The sequence below is a fragment of the Nostoc sp. UIC 10630 genome (assembly GCF_010747425.1).
Taxonomy (GTDB): Bacteria; Cyanobacteriota; Cyanobacteriia; order Cyanobacteriales; family Nostocaceae; genus Nostoc.
The window spans coordinates 1-21,829 of record NZ_JAAGOG010000058.1 but is presented as its reverse complement, the minus strand read 5'-3'; the positions used below and the strand labels follow the sequence as shown (position 1 = coordinate 21,829).

The 21,829-nt window shown below is 41.1% G+C and carries 17 protein-coding genes and 2 riboswitches; of the genes, 10 read left to right on the top strand and 7 right to left on the bottom strand.

The features are described from left to right. Positions 1–13 precede the first annotated feature (13 nt). The 4 genes from G1O98_RS15815 to rnc all read left to right on the top strand — a co-directional run bounded on the left by G1O98_RS15815 (position 14) and on the right by rnc (position 3,327). Positions 14–601, top strand: a complete 588-nt coding sequence (locus G1O98_RS15815) for a Uma2 family endonuclease (RefSeq protein WP_163929669.1) — start codon at positions 14–16, stop codon at positions 599–601. Between the two features lie 43 nt (positions 602–644). Continuing rightward, on the top strand, positions 645–1,253 hold the full coding sequence (locus tag G1O98_RS15810) for a hypothetical protein (protein WP_163929668.1): 609 nt from the start codon (positions 645–647) through the stop codon (positions 1,251–1,253). 406 nt (positions 1,254–1,659) lie between these two features. Further along, a complete protein-coding gene (locus G1O98_RS15805; protein WP_345940559.1) occupies positions 1,660–2,502 on the top strand; it encodes an NYN domain-containing protein in 843 nt (280 codons plus the stop codon). A 138-nt stretch (positions 2,503–2,640) separates the two neighbouring features. Beyond that, the gene (gene rnc / locus G1O98_RS15800) at positions 2,641–3,327 is read left to right on the top strand and encodes a ribonuclease III (protein ID WP_163929667.1); all 687 of its coding nucleotides are present in this window, start codon (positions 2,641–2,643) and stop codon (positions 3,325–3,327) included. Positions 3,328–3,385: 58 nt separating this feature from the next. Here the strand turns inward: rnc and G1O98_RS15795 are convergent, their stop codons facing one another. Beyond that, a complete protein-coding gene (locus tag G1O98_RS15795; protein ID WP_163929666.1) occupies positions 3,386–4,576 on the bottom strand; it encodes a HAMP domain-containing sensor histidine kinase in 1,191 nt (396 codons plus the stop codon). Positions 4,577–4,991: 415 nt separating this feature from the next. Beyond that, positions 4,992–5,228, top strand: a riboswitch (cyclic di-AMP (ydaO/yuaA leader). Positions 5,229–5,325: 97 nt separating this feature from the next. Between G1O98_RS15795 and ntrB the strand changes: the two genes are divergently transcribed. The 5 genes from ntrB to G1O98_RS15770 all read left to right on the top strand — a co-directional run bounded on the left by ntrB (position 5,326) and on the right by G1O98_RS15770 (position 11,076). Beyond that, on the top strand, positions 5,326–6,177 hold the full coding sequence (ntrB, locus tag G1O98_RS15790; RefSeq protein ID WP_163929665.1) for a nitrate ABC transporter permease: 852 nt from the start codon (positions 5,326–5,328) through the stop codon (positions 6,175–6,177). An 86-nt stretch (positions 6,178–6,263) separates the two neighbouring features. Further along, positions 6,264–7,706, top strand: a complete 1,443-nt coding sequence (locus tag G1O98_RS15785; RefSeq protein ID WP_163929664.1) for an ABC transporter substrate-binding protein — start codon at positions 6,264–6,266, stop codon at positions 7,704–7,706. 107 nt (positions 7,707–7,813) lie between these two features. After that, complete coding sequence (locus G1O98_RS15780; RefSeq protein ID WP_163929682.1) at positions 7,814–8,650, top strand: nitrate ABC transporter ATP-binding protein; 837 nt, start codon at positions 7,814–7,816, stop codon at positions 8,648–8,650. A 17-nt stretch (positions 8,651–8,667) separates the two neighbouring features. Continuing rightward, positions 8,668–8,800, top strand: a riboswitch (cyclic di-AMP (ydaO/yuaA leader). 208 nt (positions 8,801–9,008) lie between these two features. Beyond that, positions 9,009–9,626 carry a universal stress protein gene (locus tag G1O98_RS15775; protein ID WP_163929681.1) on the top strand — a complete coding sequence of 206 codons (618 nt, stop codon included), beginning with the start codon at positions 9,009–9,011 and terminating at the stop codon, positions 9,624–9,626. Positions 9,627–9,738: 112 nt separating this feature from the next. Continuing rightward, on the top strand, positions 9,739–11,076 hold the full coding sequence (locus tag G1O98_RS15770; protein WP_163929663.1) for an SLC13 family permease: 1,338 nt from the start codon (positions 9,739–9,741) through the stop codon (positions 11,074–11,076). An 88-nt stretch (positions 11,077–11,164) separates the two neighbouring features. On the opposite strand, the gene G1O98_RS15765 is transcribed toward G1O98_RS15770, so the two are convergent. Then, a complete protein-coding gene (locus G1O98_RS15765) occupies positions 11,165–11,368 on the bottom strand; it encodes a high light inducible protein (protein WP_163929662.1) in 204 nt (67 codons plus the stop codon). A gap of 41 nt (positions 11,369–11,409) precedes the next feature. Continuing rightward, positions 11,410–11,622, bottom strand: a complete 213-nt coding sequence (locus G1O98_RS15760) for a high light inducible protein (RefSeq protein ID WP_012408059.1) — start codon at positions 11,620–11,622, stop codon at positions 11,410–11,412. Between the two features lie 628 nt (positions 11,623–12,250). Between G1O98_RS15760 and G1O98_RS15755 the strand changes: the two genes are divergently transcribed. After that, positions 12,251–15,370, top strand: coding sequence for an MFS transporter (locus G1O98_RS15755; RefSeq protein ID WP_163929661.1), 3,120 nt, complete (start codon positions 12,251–12,253; stop codon positions 15,368–15,370). 393 nt (positions 15,371–15,763) lie between these two features. Here G1O98_RS15755 and G1O98_RS15750 read toward each other — a convergent pair whose 3' ends face one another. The 4 genes from G1O98_RS15750 to aroA all read right to left on the bottom strand — a co-directional run bounded on the left by G1O98_RS15750 (position 15,764) and on the right by aroA (position 21,759). Then, positions 15,764–16,597 carry a dienelactone hydrolase family protein gene (locus G1O98_RS15750; protein ID WP_163929680.1) on the bottom strand — a complete coding sequence of 278 codons (834 nt, stop codon included), beginning with the start codon at positions 16,595–16,597 and terminating at the stop codon, positions 15,764–15,766. A 905-nt stretch (positions 16,598–17,502) separates the two neighbouring features. Further along, positions 17,503–19,077, bottom strand: coding sequence for an alkaline phosphatase (locus tag G1O98_RS15745; protein WP_163929660.1), 1,575 nt, complete (start codon positions 19,075–19,077; stop codon positions 17,503–17,505). A 226-nt stretch (positions 19,078–19,303) separates the two neighbouring features. Further along, the gene (locus G1O98_RS15740; RefSeq protein WP_163929659.1) at positions 19,304–19,855 is read right to left on the bottom strand and encodes a PEP-CTERM sorting domain-containing protein; all 552 of its coding nucleotides are present in this window, start codon (positions 19,853–19,855) and stop codon (positions 19,304–19,306) included. Between the two features lie 623 nt (positions 19,856–20,478). Next, positions 20,479–21,759: a 3-phosphoshikimate 1-carboxyvinyltransferase gene (aroA, locus tag G1O98_RS15735; protein ID WP_163929658.1), complete on the bottom strand. Its 1,281-nt coding sequence runs from the start codon at positions 21,757–21,759 to the stop codon at positions 20,479–20,481. Between the last annotated feature and the right edge of the window lie 70 nt (positions 21,760–21,829).

Here is a 21,829-nt window from a genome sequence, read left to right as displayed (position 1 = left end):
GAAAGGTAAGGTTATGAGTATTGCTCAGGCTAAACGCTTCACACTGGATGAATACCACAGGCTTGGAGAATTGGGCTTTTTCCATGAAGATGACCATATTGAATTAATCAACGGGGAAATTATTGAAATGGCATCCAAAGGTACAGCTCATGAAACTTGTTTAAGAAATTTGTGGAAGCAACTCCCAAAAATTGTAGGTGATAGGGCAACTTTACAATCTCAAGCCCCGATTACTTTGCCACCTAAGAGCGAACCTGAACCGGATTTTGCGATTGTTCAAAACCGAGATGATAATTATCTCTCTGCTCACCCTAAATCGACTGATGTGTTATTGGTGATAGAGGTTTCAGATTCTTCTTTAGCTTATGACCAAGATGTGAAAATACCTCTTTATGCTCAAGCGGGTATTACTGATTATTGGATATTCAATTTATTTGATAATTATTTGGAAGCTTACAGTGAACCATATCAGGATAATCAAAGTAGATATGGTTATTCAAATAAGCGAATTTTATTGTCAAATGAGATAATAACTTTTCCCTGCTTCCCTGATTTATCCCTTGATTTAGCTAAGGTATTTCCGCCAAAGCGGAATTTTTAAACTTTGTTATAGAATTCAGTCATAAGACAAAGGAGTAAGTTTTATGGCTTATAGTGATTTTAAACTTATTGAAGTTATTGATTCTTTTGGGTTAGTTATCCACGAATCATCTGGACTATTCGCAAATGTGCAGGAACAAGAATGTAGTGATTTATTATCTACTATTCTTAAGGAGAATATTGATTTAGCAGTAGCTATAAGTTCTGAAAAAGCTCGTAGTGAAATGATAATAAGTCCAATTTTATTAGAAATTAGACGCAAGTTTAATTATGAAATAAGCTTTTTTTCGGGAGTTGATTTTACTGTTGATAGCCAACGAGGACTAAATGGCTTTTGTGATTTTATTTTGAGTCTTTCCTCGGAGCAGTTGCTTGTACGCAGTCCGGTGATTGTTTTAGTAGAAAGTAAAAATGAGAATTTGAGGTCTGGTTTAGCGCAATGTATTGCTGAAATGGTAGCTGCTCAGTTATTTAATGAGAGAGGCAGAAATCAAATAAAAGCTATATATGGTGCTGTTACTATAGGTACGCTCTGGCAATTTCTTAAACTTGAAGGCAATGTAGTTTCGATTGATTTGAGTGAATATTATATAAAGGATATTAAAAAGATTTTAGGTATTTTGTATGGTGCGATCGCGCCATACAAGCCGTAAAATAGGTTACATTTATTTACAACTGATATACTTGACAATATAACTTATATCATGCAATTCTGTAATTGAGACAGTAAACAACTGCATTATAAAGCACAACCTCTAAAGTATAAGCACTGGCGGCTGTCTCAGCAGCACAATTGCTATGTTACCAGCAACATTTTGCATGATCCGTTAAGCTAAAGATTCAGCCTCATATCAGGTTCAACAGTTGACTACAATGTCAAAGAGAAAGTAACCCATCTGAATGAATGTTTAGCATAGCGGATCATGCGAAATGTTGCTGGTAACACAGCAATTATGCTGCTGAGACTGAAACTAGTTAAACTTGCGAGTAGAGAAGAGAGCTTAATGATAGGGAGGTACTTTTTAAGTATCAATTACCTTTATAAAGCTACGCTGCTAGATGTGTAATTTGTTGAAGCTGTCCAGTTTACCAAAAAATACTGGATATATAACAATGTCGCACGCTAATCAATCTTCCAAAAAACAAACAAGTCAACAGCTACCTCTAATTTCTATTTATTGGGATTATCAAAACGCTAAATTAAGTCCATCTCAGGCTAAATCATTGCTGGATTTAGCCAAATTGAAAGGGCGTATAATTAGCACAAATGTCTACTATAATTCACAGCGACAAGATCAAGTTGCGGTAAAAAATGATTTAGGCAATCTTGGTTTTAACTGTCTTGATGTTCCTTGTCCTTTAAAAAATAGTGCAGATAACCAATTAATAGCCGACTGCTTGGAGGAGATTCACAGTAATATGTCTCCAGATATAATTATGCTTATATCTGGAGATGGAGACTTTATAAAATTGGTTCATAATCTGCAAAAATTGGGGAAACAAGCTATCATCCTTGCTCAAATTGGTAATGTAAAACAAAAGCTTAAAGAATTGGCTGATGAATTTTACTTTTTAGATGATTTACCCCAATTAATTAGCCATATAAATCAGCATCAAATTATTTCCATTATGTCTCGAATTAATTACCATGAGGCTATAGAGTATCTAATTGAAGCTATCAAAACTATCTCAAGCCAGGGTAAACCTACCGTATTTGGTCGCATTGATAAATTGATGCGTCAACGTTGTGCTAAGTATCAAGGATATTTATCTATTTCTACAGATGATGGCAAGAAATTTAAAAGTTTTAGCCAGTTTATTGATGTTGCTGTCAAGGATGGCAAAGTCAGAAAGCAAAATCAGGAGTTATTTTTAACTGATTTAGATACACTGGCTGCCTAATATAACTTTGAAAAACCCAGTTGAATAGAAAACTGGGTTTTAGTAAGACACCGCAATTTGCGGTTTTTTCATGTCTGAAGATAATCACACTTGTCAAATTTCCCAACAGTCAATTTCTGCAAGAAGACACAAGATAAAATGCACAAACTTCTAATATTCCATAATGAAAAACTTCTGCGACAAGCACTTACCCACCGTTCTTACGTTCATGAAAACCCCGGAGAAGGCGAACACAATGAACGGCTAGAATTTCTCGGTGATGCTTTGCTGAATTTCTTAAGTGGTGAGTATCTATATAGTTGTCACCCAGAAATGGGAGAAGATGAATTAACACGGCGGCGTTCGGCGTTGGTAGATGAGAAACAATTAGCAAAGTTCGCCGAGGAGGTAGGTTTAGACTTTAGGATGCGGTTAGGAAAAGGCGCAATTCGAGATGGAGGCTACCAAAACCCTAATTTACTTAGTAGCACTTTTGAAGCAGTTCTTGGCGCTTACTATTTGGATAATGATTCCAATATTGAAGCAGTTCGCGCAATTATAGAACCACTATTTGATTCTGTAGATCCTAAGCACATAGTTGTGTCTCGTTCTAATGTAGACTCAAAAAATCGCTTTCAAGAATGGGTGCAACGCAACGTTACCCCCACTCCTCCTAAATATTTCACAGAACAAATAGGTGGCCCTTCTCATGCACCAGAATTCATAGCCAAAGTATTGGTAGATGAAAAAATTTATGGCGAAGGTAAGGGACGCAATAAGAAAGAAGCAGAGAAAGCTGCTGCTGAGGATGCGCTAACTAAGTTGAAAAAACAAGGATTGTTGTAAAAATGTTTTTTGATTTCACGCAGAGGTGTAGACAAAAATTTTAGGTCTTGGCGCGAAATCAACTCTCTATTTGTAAGGGCAAAATTACAGTGAAAGTAGAACCAACTCCCACCTCAGAAACTAAGTTAATTTGACCTTGTAGTAATTTTACTAACCGCGAAACGATCGCTAACCCTAATCCTGTACTATCAGGAAGATAGGGACGATCGCTAAAACTGACGCGAAAGTAGGGTTCAAATATCTGGTCTTGGTTTTCTGGTGCAATACCAATTCCAGTATCAGAAACTGCGATCGCACATCTCTCGTTATCCAACACCTGACACATTATAATAATAGTCCCCGACTCTGTATAGCGAATCGCATTACTAATAAGATTTGTAATAATTTGTTGGCATTGAAAAGGATCTGTGATTAGTTCTTTGGGAGCGCGATCGCAATCTACTACGACTTTTAAATTTTTCCCAGCAGCTAGAGGTTCCAACATTTCACAGATATTATTGATTAATTCAGGCACATCTGTGGGTGCTAGTTGAAGTTTTATCTGTCCTGCTTCATAGCGCGAAAGTTCTAATACATCGTTAATTAGGTGGAGTAATTGTCTACCGTTACGTAGTACCCTCTCAATATGTTCTAAATTGGTTGAGGTGTCTTTTATCTGTGTCTTGCGTCGTTGTTGGCGTAAAAACAGATCCGAGTAACCAATAATGGAAGTTAGAGGATGTTTCAATTCGTGGGCTAGTTGCGAAAGATACTCTTGATTGGCGCTCATTAAGCGCGTAAGTTCTTCATTATGGAGCGTTAGTGATAATTGCAACTGCTGTAATTCTCGCAAGCGTTCGTCAACATAACTCTTAAAACATCGAGCGATCGCTTCGTCTATGATAGCGTCAATCAAACGCATGGAACGAATTATATCTACAGGTGTTCCCTCTAATAAATCTGCTTGTAGAGCATCAAATATTACCGTTCGCAGCAGATGATATTCTCTGGCAATTTCTGCTGGGTCAAAACCTTGTTCTGCTCGAATAGCTCCATGCTGAAAACTAGCAGTAACTATCGACTGAATATCATTATCCTGATATTTTGAAAGCACTGTTACCATTGCTTGTAAAACATCAGGGATATGATCCTTTACTGCTGTATAAGATAGGTCATCAGCACTTTCAATCCGTCTATCCTTGCGAACTGCTGTAATCCATTTATCGAGGATGGTGTCCGTTTTTTCAGCCAGTACTTGACTAAAATCCATTATGTTAAATTCAGCTAGGAGATAGATGAGCAAACTGCCATATCCAATTAGTTTAGCGATTGCAGTGGTTTTTTACCAAGTTTAGGAATTTAATTCACCTACCAAAAGAAATAGATTTTACATATTCGTTTATTTGCTGATTAACTCTCCGTATCTGAAATTTCTCAAGTATAATTTATTTTATATTAATAAATATTAAGCAAGCGGATAACAATATTAATGCTTGACTCAATTATATTATTTAGCTTTGTTTGCAAGTAATTCACTTACAACAGAGTAAAAATATAAATTTTATTTATTCCCAAAAATCAAGGAGATGCGCCGAATTGCAGTATTAAAATCAACAATATTTATCATCGAACAGATGGCTTTTACTGAGCATCAATGTTATATTGTGCATAATTTAGTATCCATTAGAGTAAGTCAGCCTAATTCAGCGTGTCACAGTGCATAACGCTGGAGCGGAGGAACCAAATTGTGGGGCGTATCTCATAGAAAGTGAAGAGTTAAAAGTGAGAAGTGAAGAGTTAACTCAGCACGGGCTAAACGCCCCGCTACCGCTAACAGCACTCGATACTCAGCACTCTAAAAAGAAGGGCATCTCTCAGCCCTAGCCCGTCAGCTAACTTCGTAGGCATTGGGAGGAGACTGAAGAGACGGCATTTTTATAATGTTCCGATCTAATCGGTGTCCAAGGCTGGTACTGCTCGGATTCTTTGTACCTGCACTTAAATCTGTTGAGGTCGTAAATGATATTTCAACTAAATCTGGCTGCGATCGCAGCGATCGCAACACAAGCTGCCTGGAAAAAGACAAAACCTGTCGTCCTCAGAGATGTGTTTATTTTACCAGTATTGGGCTTCTTGGGAATAATTGTGCTGTGGTGGATTATTGCACTTGCCAACCATGAATTAATGCCCACTCCACCAGAAGCGCTCATTGCTAATCTAGACTACATCTTAAATCCCTTCTACCAAAGAGGCCCAGGTAACTTGGGAATTGGTTGGTTGTTGATCGCAAGTCTGCGCCGGGTATTACTGGGTTTTTTGTTAGGAGCGGTAGTAGCGATTCCTGTGGGGTTTTTAATTGGGATGTCTAGACCGGCAATGCTAGCGCTTAATCCGATCATTCAAATTTTTAAACCCGTATCACCCTTAGCTTGGCTTCCTATCGCCTTAGCAATTTTCAATTTAGCAGATCCTTCAGCCATTTTTGTCATTTTCATTACCTCCTTATGGCCGACAATTATTAATACCGCTTTAGGAGTTTCTAGCGTTCCCAAAGATTATTTAGATGTGGCACAAGTGCTAGAAATGCCCCGTTGGAGACGGATTACCAAAATAATTTGGCCTGCAAGTTTACCATATATTTTTACAGGTTTACGGATTAGTTTAGGTATAGCTTGGCTAGTAATCGTTGCTGTGGAAATGCTTACAGGTGGTATTGGTATCGGCTTTTTCGTCTGGGATGAATGGAGTCGTTTAAACCTGAGTTCAGTCTTTTTAGCTGTGTTCATAATTGGCTTAACTGGGTTAGTTTTGGATTACGCCGTGGGCAAACTCGAAGAATTAGTAACCCATCGCCCAAAAACTTCCAACTAACAAAATTTGACTGCGATCAAAACAGCAAGATGTAACCAGACTCTGCGCTTCTGCGTGAGCAATTCATCACAAATGGAGCTATAAAAATGGGTGATATAAACTGGACTCGACGAGATTTTATTAAGGGAATAGGAGCAACCACAACTGGGATAGCGCTGTCCTCCTGTGGAATTTCAGGAGATAGATCGGCCAAAGGGCTAACAGAAGAAGCCTTGGCTGTACAACCAGTAGTTAGATCGCAAGACCTAGAAAAATCCGATCTCACCATTGGTTACGTTCCCGTTAATGATTGTGCGCCATTTGCGATCGCCTGGAAAAAAGGCTTCTTCCGCAAATATGGTTTGAACGTCACACTCAACCGCGAGGCTAGCTGGGCCACCTCCCGCGATGGTTTAATTTTTGGTCGCCTAGATGCTTCACCCGTAGTATCTGGTGCTGTCACCAACGCCAGAATTGGTGCAGAAGGCGCACGTCACGCCCCCTTGTGTGCAGCAATGACCATTCACCGCCACGGTAACGCCATGACGATGAACAAAGCCATGTGGGATTTTGGGCTGCGCCCGTGGTATGAGTATCAAGAAAAATATGGCGATGGTGCTTTAGAAGCCTTTGGGCGCGATTTCCGAGGTTACTTTGACAAACAACCGCCAGAAAACAGAGTTTGGGCAGTAGTATTAAGTTCCTCCATTTACGAATACTTTATCCGTTACTTATCCGCCGCCGCAGGGGTTGATCCGCTTAAAGAGTTCCGCGTCATCATCGTACCGCCACCCCAAATGGTGACAAACGTGCGGATTGGTGCAATGCAAGCTTACATGGTTGCAGAACCCTGGAATACAAGGGCAATAACAGGTAACGAAAACATTGGCTTTACCTTTGCACAAGGCAAAGAAGTCTGGTTAGGACACCCAGATAGACTTTTAGGAGTGATGGAATCTTTCATCGATAAATATCCCAAAACCTATCGTTCTCTAGTTAAGGCAATGATTGAAGCTTGCCAATATTGCAGCAAAGCAGAAAACCGCCAAGAAGTTGCTGAACTGCTTACAGAACGTTCCTTTACAGGTGCAAGACCCAAAAAGAAAGATGCCCCAATTGCGAAGTTTACCAGTCCCGGAATTCTCGGAAACTATAACTATGGCGGCTTTGATGGCAAAGACCGCACCATTAAAGCCGATGATACTACGATTTTCTTCGATATTCCTGACAACCTTCCGAAACAGCCAGGAGAACACTCAACATTCTTGTGGCGATCGAGAAGTATCTGGTTGATGACACAAGCAGCACGGTGGGGACAAATTAAGGAATTCCCCAAAAATGCTGAGAAACTAGCCGGACAAGGCTGGAGAACAGATTTATATCGGGAGATAGCATCTGAAATGGGCATCGAGTGTCCCAAGGATGATTACAAGGTCGAACCACCAGAGGTATTTATAGATAAGAAAGGCTTCGATCCCAGTGATCCTGTGGGCTATCTGAATAGTTTTGCTATCAGGGCTAACGCTCCCACTAACTTTTTCATGTCTTAAATCCCAACTTTAAATCTTGATTCTGGCAATTTTAGATTTTAGATTTTCGGTACAAGTCGCAGTTAATCCAAAATTGATTGACTAAATTATTTCGGGAGCCTTTGATGATGGAATATACCTCATTACCTATTAATACCCAGACAGGAGTTCTGCCCCGCACTGGATTTTTAGAAATTGAAAATTTAGTCAAGTCTTATCCGACACCTGATAAAGATAACTTTGTCGTTTTAGATGGAGTTAATCTAACGATTGGTGAAGATGAATATATTTCTGTAATTGGTCACTCTGGTTGTGGGAAATCAACTCTATTAAAGATAGTAGCTGGTTTAGAAAAAGCCACTTCCGGATCAGTTCGGCTTGATGGCAAAGAAATTCGTCAGCCTGGAGCCGAAAGGATGATGGTATTTCAGAACTATTCATTGTTGCCTTGGTTAACCGTGCGAGAGAATATCCGTTTAGCTGTGGATGAAGTGCTAAAAAATGCTAATCGGGCTGAAAAAATTAGCATTGTAAATGAACACTTGGCAATGGTAAACTTGACGGCGGCAGCTGACAAATATCCTGATGAAATCTCTGGAGGGATGAAACAACGAGTAGGTATTGCCAGAGCCTTAGCAATTCGTCCCAAAATGTTGCTGATGGATGAACCTTTTGGGGCACTAGATGCACTAACTCGTGGCAAATTGCAACGGCAGGTATTGGATATTTGGGAAAACCATCGGCAAGCAGTGATGATGATTACCCACGATGTAGACGAAGCAATTTATATGTCCGATCGCATCGTCTTGATGACCAATGGCCCATCTGCTAGTATAGGAGAGATTTTAGAAGTTCCTTTTGAGCGTCCACGCGATCGCGCTGCCATGCGAAACTCAAAAGAATATTTTGAACTCCGTAACCACGCCCTGAATTTCCTCGATCGATATTTTGCCCAAGACGAGTAAATTAGATTATCATTTTTTTTAGTGGGTAGCCTAATTCAAATTCATCAAAGCTGGATTTGGAACGGAGGAACCAATGTTTGGGGCTAATCTTACGAGAGACACCTTCCAGTCTTAGCCCGTCAGCTAACTCCGTAGGCAATGGAAGGAACCCCCAAGATTTTGGCTGTAATACAGTTATTATTGGGGTTTCCTAGACTGATTTTCAGATTTGCAATTTTGGTTATCGTTACTCAATTTAAAATCCAAAATTGTTCGACTGAGGGTAGCCAAAGTCCAAAAATCTAAAATTTGTCCCCCTGCTTCTTTCTCATTACTAATTCATTTCATTGGGAGAAGTAAAGCTGTGCAAATCAAGCCAATGTTAGCACGTCTGCAAAGTGCCACAGGTCGAGATGACTTAATTGAACAAATGGTACTGCTGCCAGAACCAAAAAAACCTTTTTCTAAAAAACCTCAAGAATCAAAAGCAGTTAACTTAATTGTTGCATACAACGCATCTCCTAACAGTCATACAGCACTAGATATTGCTTTCTGGATTGCCCATCAAACCCGTCTAGCTACTAATGCAGAAGTTACAGTTCAGGCTGTTTATGTATTAGAAGACAATCAAAGCAGTCAATATCCAAATATCTTGAGCTTTCCACAACAGCCTTCATTAGAATGTCAAATTAGTGAAGTATCAAAGTCTGTGACACAGGTGTTAACTCAACCCAAATTGCAAACAGTGGTAACTCCCTTGCAACAAGCAGATATAATTCTCTGGCAAGCCCGAAGTCTGGCTGAAGAATGGCAAGGTTCCTTCAAATCTCATTTGCGGTTTGGCAGCATTTCCACAGAACTTCACAAAGTTGTTGAATCAGAAGCCGCCAATATTCTATTTCTCGGTTGCCAATCTGTTAATCATCCGATGATTGAAGCATTAGGTTATAATTTCCCCTGCGCCGTTTTGGGTATTCCCAGTTGTATTGATGAATAATCGCTGTTTAAAATTTCAGTAATTTTTATCCAATTGTAATCATAGATAAGTCACCTAAAACTAGGTGGCTTTTTTCACTAATATGCAACAAATAAAACTTCAGGAGTAAGATGTGGACAACTGGCAAGCAATCCTTAGTGTAATTACATTTATAAGTGTCATTATTTTAGTGATGACCGAATGGGTACATCTCACCATCGCGGCATTATTGGGAGCATTATTATTAGTTTTTACCAACGTCATGACTTTAGAAGAAGCTGTTGGTTATATCGGCAACAGTCATGGAACACTAGGTTTATTCTTTGGAGTTATGGTGCTAGTACGAGCTTTTGAGCCTACCAAGATATTTGATTATTTAGCAACTCAAATAGTACTCTTAGCTAAGGGACAAGGCAAGCGTCTATTACTCGGTATTGTGGCTATTGTGACACCCATCTGTGCAGTTTTACCAAATGCCACAACAGTAATGTTGTTAGCGCCTTTAATTCCACCAATGGCAAAAGAAGTGGGGATAAATTTTGTTCCCTTGTTAATTTTAATGGTATTTGTTGCTAATAGTGCCGGACTCCTAACTTTAGTTGGAGATCCAGCTACCTTTATTGTTGGTGATGCTGTAAATATCAGCTTTACAGATTATTTATGGGAATTGAGTTTAGGAGGGGTAATTGCCGTTGCTATAGTAATTGCAACACTACCATTTTTATTTCGTAAAATTTGGAATACCCAGTTAGATAATTTAGAAGAACTGCCACATCCACAAATTAATCATCCACGAGCTTTAAGCTTTGGTGCAGTTATAGTATTTTTCGTCCTGCTATTTTTTGTCGTTGGAGAAACTCTACCAGTTCCGGTTTCGCCTGCTGCCGCAGCTTTGTTAGGAGCAGCTTTAGCTTTATTGTTATCTCACCATAGCAAAATCGATTCAGTTAACAATATTTTGCGGGATGTAGACTGGAGTACATTAATATTTTTTATGAGTATTTTTGTGCTAATTGGAGGGTTAGAAAAAACAGGTGTAATTAATGGTTTATCAGGAATATTGGCAGCAATTTTAGGAAAAAATATTATCCTAGGTTCCCTAGTTTTATTATTTTTTGTAGGTATATTATCCAGCGTAGTCCCCAATATTCCTTTAGTGGTGGGTATGGTTCCCTTACTCAAACAATACATTGTGACTGTGGGATTAGCACCCGCAGAAGTTCTAGCCCAAGATTTTCAAGGGCAGTTTCCCCCAGAAGTATTACCGCTTTTTTATGCCATGATGTTTGGTGCAACTTTGGGAGGTAATGGCACATTAGTAGGGGCATCATCTAATATCGTCGCTGCCGGTATTTCTGAGCAGCATGGACGACGCATCTCGTTTAAAACTTTCCTGCACTACGGCATTCCAGTGATGCTGTTGCAACTGGTAGCTTCGGCTTTGTATGTGTTGTTTCGCTTTTTACTTTAGATAAAGGTAGGGGCAATTTATGAATTGCCCCTATCTGAAAACTAGGGTTTAGATTATTATTTGCGGAAGTCTTATATAGCTGTAGCTACTAATAGCCAATTATGTGCAATACATCGCGTAAGACACTATAGCCAGCTAAATCCCAAAGCAAATAGGCGAGAAAACCAATTGCTGCCAAACGACCGTTCCAGATTTCGGCTTGAGGAGTCCAGCCAAACAAAAAAGCATTGCGGTCTACACCATTGTAGGCTTTAGCAACAGGTGCTAAATCAGTAGAAGATCGAGGTTCCATTTTTTTCTCCAATATCCAGTAAGTTTTCAAAGGTTCAATCTTTAGTAGCCAACTAAGTGCAGTACGTCGCGTAAAACGCTATAGCCAGCTAAATCCCAAAGTAAATAGGCGAGAAAACCAATTGCTGCCAAACGACCATTCCAAATTTCGGCTTGAGGAGTCCAGCCAAACAGAAAAGCGTTGCGGTCTACACCGTTGTATTCTGGTGCAACAGGTGGTAAATCAGTAGAAGACCGAGTTTCTTGAGTTGCCATTTGTTTATCCAAAATTTCTTAGCTTTTGAGATGTTTAATTTCTAGCAGTCAATCAGATGTAAAACATCGCGCTAGACACTATAACCGACTGAATTCTAAAGCAAATTATTCTTTATGCAAGTATTGGCAAATCCCTGGAATAATGAGTTGCCATCTTGTTGTCGTCAACAATTCATTTGTTAACTTTAATGTAGCTATTTATAACTAAATTGCTTTCTGCCTGTAGGCACAAACTACAGGCACTTCTTGGGGACGATAATCAACAACATATTAGTGCAGACAAATCCACCCTGAGAGGGTGATAAAAAGATAATTATAAATAAATGTAAAGTTCTAGTAATCAAACTATAGCTTGGGCAAAATCAATCATTTTGATTAAGCAGTTAAAATTAAGAGCGTGGCAGCCAATAATTAACCAAATTTATAACTACTTTTATCGTTAGATAATAAAATTTATATCTTTTGCTGTATATAGTTTTCAGCCCTTGGAGAGATGCTTTCAACAGCTAAATTCTACGATTCTGAACTAAACAGTTAGGTATTGCCATAGGTACAGACAAAAATACTAAGAGTTGCTTCTCAAGAAAATCTTAATTCCCCAAATTTAAACTTAGTAGAAGGAAATACAATGTTCCAAAGTACGGAAATCATGCTGGGACTCTACAAACCACTATTGTGGTTAGCACAGGTTCCAGTAGATCCCTCAAACGTCACGCCAGCACAGGCATCGGTTCTGACTTCCGGGCCGCGCTTTTTTGTGGCCTTAATCTCCGGCGTGATCCTAGCCTTTGCTTTCCAATTAGTTCTAACTAATCTCTCCCTTGCAGCCGGGATTTCCTATCTGGGGCACTCATCTGACTCGGATTCAGATTCTGGGGAAGTCGGAAGTTTGGGCGGCAGCATTCGCAAAATCGGCACAGCAGTAGGGATTTGGACGTTATTCACTGTAACGATCGCTTTATTAATTGCCTGTTTCCTGGCAGTGAAATTAAGCCTTGTAATCTTAGATCCAGGCTTAGGAGCAATTCTCGGTTTGGTGATTTGGGGTGCTTACTTTTTACTCCTGGTTTGGGTGAGTTCCACTACTGTGGGTTCCTTAATTGGCTCAGTCGTAAATACGGCAACTTCCGGTTTTCAGGCGATTATGGGTACAGCTACAGCCGCACTAGGCGCGAAAGCTGTCAATAATCAAGTTGTCGCAACAGCTGAAGCCGCCGCCGCCGCCGTTCGCCGAGAACTAGGAAGCGGCATCGACCCTGGAAGTATTCGGGAAAACATAGAAGATTATTTAGATAAGCTGCGTCCACCAGAGTTGGATGTGTCGAAAATTCGGAGTGATTTTGAAAATTTACTCAACGATCCCCAATTAAAAGCGATCGCCGGGACTCCAGATATTCGCAACATTGACCGCCAAAAGTTTATCGAGTTAGTCAGCAGCCGTACCGACCTTTCCAAAAAAGACGTTACCCGCATTGCTGATACTTTATATAAGGTTTGGCAACAGGTAGTAAGTCAGCATTCACCCACTGAAGACCGGATGGGTGAGTTAATGGATTATCTGAAATCACTTCCAGCAGGACAAAGTAAGACAGATGAACTTAACGCCAAGCTGGATCGATTAGTTGCAGAAACACGTGGTTCCAAGGAAGCTGACCAAAAGGCATCTACTGTTGGGCCAATTCAAAGTACCATCCAGCAAGGACTATCGGCATTAACCGGCATTGTGTTGGGACGCACAGATTTATCTGATTTGGATGTGGAAAAAATCTTAGGTAGCCTTACCACAGCCAAAGATAAAGTCACCCAACAAGCAGATAAGCTAGGTTTGCCAACACCATCACAACCCTATAGCCCAATTCGATCTGATATCGAAAATTATCTGTACAACACTTATGCTTGGCAACTAAGCCCAGAAAAAATTGCCCAAGAATTTCGTGATGTCATTTACGACCCAGCAGCTGACCCTGGAATAGTCCGCAGAGAACTAGAAAGATTATCACGTAACGATTTCGTCAAAATTCTCCAACAACGGGGACTACTTACCCAAGCCCAAATTCAGCGCATTGCAAATCAGCTAGAAGTTGTCCGCAAAGATGTGCTGGTGACAGTTACAGGTATCGAAGAAAGAGAAATAGTCCAAGACTTGCAACGCGCAGTAGAAAGTTATCTGCTCGTTACCCCGAAAACAGATTTGACACCTGAAGGCATTGAGCGGAATTTTAAACCACTGTTGCAAGACCCAGATGCAGATTATGAAACCCTGACATTACGACTGGCGCACATTGAACGTCAAGAAATCCGGGAGATATTGCTAGAACGGAATGATATCCAGCTATATGAAGTAGACAGCATTCTGGATGAATTGGAAAAACAACGCGATCGCGTCTTGATAGAATCCAAAGGATTAGCTGAACAGGCACAATATCAAGCAGAAACCCTGTGGCTGAATGTAGAATCATATCTGCGTAACACCGGGAAATCAGAACTGAATCCTGATGCCATCCGTGCGGAGTTTAAAAAGCTATTAGAAGATCCCCAAGCTGGAATTAGTTCAATTCGGGCACGGTTGTCTCGCTTTGACCGCGATACCTTAGTGCAATTATTGAGTCAGCGCCAAGATTTGAGTGAAGATCAAGTTAATCAAATCATCAATGCGGCTGAGGAGTCGTGGCATAATATTCGCCACACACCCCAAGCTGTAGTGGATAAAGCCAAAGAGCAATACGACTCTGTTACGACCACGATCGCAGACTATCTACGGAATACTGGTAAACAAGAACTCAATCCTGAAGGTATTCAGCGAGATTTGAGCAAATTGTTTGAAAATCCCAAAGAGGGAGCCAGCGCATTACGCCGTCGATTGTCGCAGTTAGACCGAGATACACTGGTGAAGTTGCTCAGTCAACGTCAAGATTTGAGTGAACAACAAGTCAATGAAATCATTGATTCCACCCAAACTTCGATTCGTAACTTTGTACGTGCGCCTCGTCGTTTAGCTACCCGTACACAGCAAAGAGCAGAAACATTCAAAGCTTATCTAGAAGAGTATTTGCGCCAAACTGGTAAAGAAGAACTCAATCCTGAAGGTATCAAACGCGACTTGCAACTACTATTGCACGATCCACGAGTCGGGGTAGAAAGTTTTAGCGATCGCCTTTCCCATTTTGACCGTTCTACCATCATCGCCCTGCTGAAAATTCGGGAAGATATGTCTGATGAAGAAGCAGCGCGGATTGCCGATAATATTGTCTCCGTCAGGGATCAATTTGTAGAACAAGTGCGGAATATCCAACGAGGCATTCAAGATGCAATTGATGGGGTTTTTGCCCGCATCCGCAACTATCTTAACTCCCTGGATCGCCCGGAACTAAATTACGATAGTATCAAGCGCGATGTCCGCACATTTTTTGACGATCCTCAAGCGGGATTTGATGCCCTGCGCGATCGCCTATCTTCTTTTGATCGTGAGACTTTAGTAGCAATTATGAGTTCTCGTGAGGATATCTCTGAGGAAGATGCCAACCGGATCATCGACCAAATTGAACGGGCCCGCAACACAGTATTGCAACGTGCAGAACGCATACAGCAAGAAGCCCAACGCCGCCTAGAACAGGTGAAGCATCAAGCACAGCGACAAGCTGAAGAAACCCGCAAAGCCGCAGCTACAGCAGCGTGGTGGCTGTTTGCCACAGCATCCGTCTCCGCCGTTTTCTCTGCATTAGGAGGAGCGCTGGCTGCAAGGCCCTAGTTTAACAAGTTGTCTCCGCTCACATTTAAGCCTCTCATTATCGGGAGGCTTTTCTATTTGTCATTTGTCATTTGTCATTTGTCCTTCAATATAGTTCAGTTAAGGCTAAAACTCTTTGCCAAAGTCAATTTTTTTTAACGTAGACGCGGAGCAGTGAGCCAGTCCGGTGGACGGGTTCCCCGGCATAAAGGAACTGGCGAACCCGTAGGGCTTGCCGCAGACTACCGCAAAGAGAACAAAGAAATGCTTAAAAACCAATGACCAATGACTAATAGACATCTCCGAAAAAGAATGTAGAGACGTAGCACTGCTAAGTCTCTACAAGGTTTATGGGTAACGCATATTTAATTTCTGGAGATGACTAATGACCAATGACAAATGACAAATGACAGCTTAAGAAACGCCATACTTCTTAAACCATGCCAAAAGACGTTTCCAACCGTCCTTAGCATCTTTCTCGCGGTAGGAGGGGCGATAATCGGCAAAAAAAGCGTGGGGTGCATCGGGGTAGACGATGATTTCAGATTTGCCGCTGCTAGACTTTAAGCGATCGCGCATCTGTTCTACTGTATCAAGGGGAATACCCGTATCTTTGCCACCGTAGAGTCCGAGAATGGGGACTGTCAACGCCGATGCAATATCAATTGGATACTTGGGCTGAAGTTCGGTAGCATCGCCCACGAGCCGCCCATACCATGCTACACCTGCCTTCACCTTGGGATTGTGTGCCGCATACAACCAGGTAATGCGGCCGCCCCAACAGAAACCTGTAATCGCCAATTTATTGGCATTGCCTTTAGCTGATTTCACAGCCCATTTTACCGTCGCATCGAGATCGGATAACACTTGAGAATCTGGTACTTTGGCAACAATTGGGCGAATTTCGTCTATACTGCTTAACTTAGTGACATCGCCTTGACGGATAAATAATTCCGGTGCGATCGCCAAATATCCCAACTGAGCAAAACGACGAGTAACATCTTGAATATGCTCGTGTACACCAAAGATTTCTTGAATTACCAAGACAATTGGGAAATTTTCACCAGTGGCGGGTGCTGCTCTGTAGGCAGGAATTTCACCATCTTTGACGGGAATCTTCACTGCACCAGCTACCAACCCCTTAGCATCGGTAGCGGTGACTTGAGCAGAAATGGGTTGCACTGCCAAGGCAAAACCCGTCGCCAAGGTGCTTGTTGCGATAAATTTGCGGCGTGTTATTTCTTTCATCATCTCTACCTTAAATTGGCGGAAACTTTATTGTTGGTTATCAGTACAGTAGTACGACAACAAATATTACAATTTATGAATCAGTTTACCGTAATATTTTAGATTCGTTTGCTGTCCAAATGTTTCTTCTATAGCAATCTGATTTGATTTCTGTTCACGCAGCGCAAGCACGATAGGAGGGCAACAGGCAATAGGCTACAGTTAAAAAGCCTATTTGAGCTATACTGATTTTTTCAAAAATCAAATATGAGTCCTATATGTGGCTTTGGTCAGAGAAAAGCCGCCTGTACTGGCAAAGAATAAGCCACGGGACTAAACAATTTTCGGTACTGAGTCACCTTCTGACTGGGTTCCCCTATCTCAAATGCGCGGAAGGGTAGGTGTACAAATTCTATAGTCCCCAAAAAGTGCTTCTATTCCAGATACAGTAAGGCTTTCAACCCATTACTCGCCTAATCATAATCCGCGCAATCTCTGAAATACTTACCAAAAGACGATTTCAGCCTTTAAATTTTTCTGGCACTCTTTCCAAACAAATTCTGTAATGCTATGATTGCCCTTGAATCGCGCAACTGTATCTTGAAAATTAAATACAGCTTGGGTTTCAGGCTCCCGCTAATTGCAATTTATCAAAATCCCTATTAGGGATTGAAAATTTTGAAATGTATTGTTTTGATGTAAAGCTTAGAATTGCAATTTATCAAAATCCCTATTAGGGATTGAAACGCGGTTACGAGTCCAACTGATAAATTCTTTGGTGGATTGAGTGGGCACTAGAAAGCATCGACTTGCAAAAGTCAATTTTCTAAAAATAAAAACACGGATGAATACTGATAATTTATCTGTATCCATCTGTGATTATCTGGTGTCAATACCTGGGAATTAAACCATTAAACTTGTTGTATTTATGGATGACCATCTTCAACCACAAATGAAGCCCGCTTACTAATCGTGCCAAATGGGGTTGTGACATTTGACATCACCAAATAGTCTGTCTGCCAGTTTGTGGGAGTCAGAGAACAGCGAACATAGCCCCTTTGATTATTAAAAAACTTAATGTGTGGGTTATCGGGTAAGTAAGCTTCAACTGCGGGGGTGGTGTCTGATCCATCTCCACCGGAGCTAATTGAAGAACAGACGAATTCACTGCCAACTGTGGCGGATTGTGGATTATCAAAGTTAGCTTTGAGATTCATCGCCCAGTGGGAATGTACATCACCTGCCAAGGATACTGGATTAGAGGGCTGGCGCTGTCCGAGGAAAGCCATGAGGCGATCGCGCGAAGCCACATAACCATCCCATTTATCCATGCTGTAAGTTCCGCCTTCTCCTGGTTTCATGTCTCGTTGAGCAATCGGAACCTGCTGTGCCAAAACATTCCACTTTGACTGTGAGCTATTTAAACCATCGAATAACCAAGTCTCCTGTGCCTTACCGGTAATGGTTGCATTGGGATCTAAATTCTCTGGGCAACGTTCTTTAGTGCCATCACCACAGGGCTGATCGGTGCGATATTGGCGGGTATCTAAGACATGGAAGGTTGCTAAATTACCAAAGGAAAGCCGACGGTAAAGTTGCATATCGGGGCCAACGGGACGCGAAAAGGGGCGCAGTGGCATGTGTTCGTAGTAAGCCTGATAAGCAATAGCCCGCCGTTGAAGGAAAATAGCCCGATCCTGATCTGGTTCAGTATCAATTTCTGAAATATTGTTGGCGTAGTTGTTTTCTACTTCGTGGTCATCCCAGGTAACAATCCAAGGAAATGCTGCATGGGCTGCTTGGAGATTGGTATCAGTTTTATAAAGGGCGTGACGGTTGCGATAATCTTCTAAGGTGAGAATTTCTGAACTATTGTGCTTTCTGGGAGTAGTGGTTGAGATTCCCCCTTCATAGATGTAATCACCAACATGCACTACTAAATCGAGGTCGTCCTGTGCTAGATATTTGTAGGCGGTATAGAATCCTTGCTGATAGTTTTGGCAGGAGACTAGACCAAAGTTAAATTTACTCAAATAGCTATTTGCTAAAGGCGCTGTACGAGTGCGACCAATAGGGCTAGAGTCTTGACCGACAAGGAACCGATACCAGTACCAAGTATCAGATTGCAGTCCTTCTACCACAACTCGCACTGAGTGAGCTAGTTGTGGGGTTGCAAGTACCGTACCTCTAGAGACAATGCGCCTCATATCAGGATCAGTTGCTACTTCCCAGCGAATTGGCACATTCACAGGTGGCATTCCACCTCCCTCTAAGGGTTCAGGAGCCAGACGAGTCCAAATCACTACGCTGGTAGGATAGGGTTCACCCGACGCTACACCCAAGGTAAAAGGATAATTAGAAAATCTACCTGTAGCGATCGCTGTTTGATGAGAAAATTGATTAGCGATCGCTAAACCAGACAATGCTCCTGCCCCGATAATTAAGTTGCGTCGTTTCATTCGACTATGCAAGAACTGCTCAAAATTCCGGTAATCTACCATTCTCTACTCCTGAGTAACAGGTAAGTTAAAGCACAGCAACAGCTAACACAAAGAAGACAGGGTAATCGTAGGCAAACTTAGTAATTAATTCCCTTACCAAAATCAGGTTTTAATTCCCATTTTTCCCATTATTATCAATGTGTTAGATGTTATGTCGCTACAGAAAAGCCTACTAATAAGAGATTAATTTTTGGCAAAGAAAGCATTAATATCAACTTAATGAAGGTTAGATTTTAACCTTTTTCATCAATGTTAATTTTCTCTTCATCATCAAGCCAAAGCTACAAGCAAAGAGAGCGCCAACTAAAGGTGTAGTTTCAGGTACTTGTGTATAGGAAACTTTACCTGATATGGGTTCAGCATCTGGAGAAGTTCTAGAGAAAATTGTAAAATCTTCACCGATGATTTCGTAACTGGTAGAACTGGCAGGATCAGATTTATCGTTGAACAAATAATCTAATGCAAAAGATGTTTGTCCTGTTAAAGATGTGGTTTGAAATGCAACAGGAAAGTCTGGATAGTTGTTGTCATCTTGTTCTGTGTAGACGGTAGAATCACCGTCAAACTGAAAAGAGAGTGACTGAATTGTAGCTTCGGGAGTATAGTCATTACTCAAATTCGAGTCATCAAAGCTAAAAAAGCCATTTCCCTTAGTTACAGGACTATCAACTGTGAAAGCGTAATTAATAATTGCAGCAGATACAGATTTTACATCTACAATAGCAAAACCTAAAGTTAGGCTAGCAGCAGCAATGGCTAATTTTGGAACTATTTTCATCTCCATTTTCCTCACAATAAACTGATATCACTGATTAGAATAGTGATAGAAATCAATGATTCTTCCCTTTTTAATAAAGAGAAATAAGTCTCCAAATAATTGGATGCACCTTATATTAAAATTGCAAGTTTAAGCAGACTTTAATTAGAGGTAAAATAAGATAGAATTTAAGTTTGCAATATATAGGGCTATAAAAAAATATCCCAAAACTGACGCAAAAATACTCTCTATTTCTTCTTCCTCTGTGTTCTCTGCGTCTCTGTGGTTCGTTTTGGATAATTTATTTCTTGGAAGTCCCTAAGTCCTATAAAGATTATTGAATTCAGCAAAAACCTTTTCAAATAAATATCTTCGTTCGTATTCAGGACTAAAATCCTAGCTTTGGGGACATCAGTCCCCACTACAGACTACTTATTATGAGTCATAACCCACAACTAAAATCAAACACGAAATGAAGACAGTCGCTACAGAACAAGCTGTTACGCAAATAAGATTGCACATCAACTGGTGAGGTTGTCCTTTGTCAATTGTCCTTTGTCTTTGGTAAACACAAATGACTAATGACTAATGACGGTCTACACGGAAAATATTGCAATATGTAGGCGCGTTAGCTTACTACTCAATTATTCTTCTAACATTTTGAAGAATCGAGTAAAGTAATCTGGAAAGGTTTTTGCTGTACAGCCAGGATCTTTAATTACAATTCCTGGAACCTTCAAACCAGTGACAGCAAAAGCCATCGCCATTCGATGATCGTGATAGGTTTCAATCTCCGCAGGGGTAATGGGGCCAGGCTCAATTTTTAGTCTATCTGGAAATTCTTCAACCTGAACCCCTAGCCGACGCAACTCTGTGACAACAGCTTTAATTCGGTCAGTTTCCTTATAGCGAATATGTTCCACGTTACGAATGGTAATCGGTGAACTGGCAAAAGGCGCGATCGCACCTAATGTTTGCACTAAATCCGATATATCATTCATATCAATATCTATGCCTTGCAATTGCTTCGGCCCTGTCACTTCGGTGTAATCATCCGAAGCTTTAACTTCGCAACCCATCTGTTCTAAAACATCTAGCCAGAGAATATCACCCTGACACGATTGTTTGGTCAAATGTTTGACGCGCACCCGTCCCCCTGTGACGGCGGCGGCGGCAAAAAAGTAAGAAGCATTTGACGCATCGGGTTCTACTGTGTAATGTCGAGCTTGGTAACGTTGACCCGCTTTAATCTGAAATTGATTATCGCCGATTTGATTCACCTCCACGCCAAAATCTGCCATCAGACGACAGGTCATTTTGATGTAAGACTGAGAAACGAGTGTACCCTCAACCTCAAAAACCGTATCTTGTTGAGCATAAGGCGCAATCATCAGCAATGCCGAAAGTTGCTGACTTGTTTGGTTAGCTTTTAAACGAAAATTTCCGCCAGCGAATCCCTGGCTATAGAGGGTGTAGGGCATAAAGCCGGAGTTTCCCTCAAAGTTAACGGTTGCTCCACCCGTTTGCAGCACTGTCAGCATATCACCCATCGGTCGTTCTCGCATTCGGGGAACGCCATCTAGACGATATTCACCGTTACCCAGTGCCACCAGCGCCGAGATAAACCGTGCTGTAGTACCTGATAAACCCACAAATAAATCTGCCTGTTTAGCTGGGATATCACCTCCTTTTCCTGCAACCTGAATCTGAGCCAGATTAGGATTCAGAGTTATGGGAATACTCAATTCCTCTAAACATTTGGCAAAATACTCGCTGTCTTCACTAAATAAGGCATTTTCTAAAATGGAGTCACCTTGTGCTAAAGCAGCCACAAGCAACGCCCGATTGGTAAGACTTTTAGAACCGGGAATTTCTACCGTGGCATCCACTGGCCGATTTAGAGCAGGAATTGCAATGGTATCCACGTTAAACCTCTACGTAGGCGGTTAGCTACAACTTTATATATTCCCATATTGAATATATAAAGTTGTAGCT

Excerpts from the sequence above, each read along its gene's own strand:
- G1O98_RS15815 (WP_163929669.1), top strand. The coding sequence starts at position 14 with ATGAGTATTGCTCAGGCTAAACGCTTCACACTGGATGAATACCACAGG.
- G1O98_RS15810 (WP_163929668.1), top strand. The coding sequence starts at position 645 with ATGGCTTATAGTGATTTTAAACTTATTGAAGTTATTGATTCTTTTGGG.
- G1O98_RS15805 (WP_345940559.1), top strand. The coding sequence starts at position 1,660 with ATGTGTAATTTGTTGAAGCTGTCCAGTTTACCAAAAAATACTGGATAT.
- rnc (WP_163929667.1), top strand. The coding sequence starts at position 2,641 with ATGCACAAACTTCTAATATTCCATAATGAAAAACTTCTGCGACAAGCA.
- G1O98_RS15795 (WP_163929666.1), bottom strand. The coding sequence starts at position 4,576 with ATGGATTTTAGTCAAGTACTGGCTGAAAAAACGGACACCATCCTCGAT.
- ntrB (WP_163929665.1), top strand. The coding sequence starts at position 5,326 with ATGATATTTCAACTAAATCTGGCTGCGATCGCAGCGATCGCAACACAA.
- G1O98_RS15785 (WP_163929664.1), top strand. The coding sequence starts at position 6,264 with ATGGGTGATATAAACTGGACTCGACGAGATTTTATTAAGGGAATAGGA.
- G1O98_RS15780 (WP_163929682.1), top strand. The coding sequence starts at position 7,814 with ATGGAATATACCTCATTACCTATTAATACCCAGACAGGAGTTCTGCCC.
- G1O98_RS15775 (WP_163929681.1), top strand. The coding sequence starts at position 9,009 with ATGTTAGCACGTCTGCAAAGTGCCACAGGTCGAGATGACTTAATTGAA.
- G1O98_RS15765 (WP_163929662.1), bottom strand. The coding sequence starts at position 11,368 with ATGGAACCTCGATCTTCTACTGATTTAGCACCTGTTGCTAAAGCCTAC.
- G1O98_RS15760 (WP_012408059.1), bottom strand. The coding sequence starts at position 11,622 with ATGGCAACTCAAGAAACTCGGTCTTCTACTGATTTACCACCTGTTGCA.
- G1O98_RS15755 (WP_163929661.1), top strand. The coding sequence starts at position 12,251 with ATGTTCCAAAGTACGGAAATCATGCTGGGACTCTACAAACCACTATTG.
- G1O98_RS15750 (WP_163929680.1), bottom strand. The coding sequence starts at position 16,597 with ATGAAAGAAATAACACGCCGCAAATTTATCGCAACAAGCACCTTGGCG.
- G1O98_RS15745 (WP_163929660.1), bottom strand. The coding sequence starts at position 19,077 with ATGGTAGATTACCGGAATTTTGAGCAGTTCTTGCATAGTCGAATGAAA.
- G1O98_RS15740 (WP_163929659.1), bottom strand. The coding sequence starts at position 19,855 with ATGAAAATAGTTCCAAAATTAGCCATTGCTGCTGCTAGCCTAACTTTA.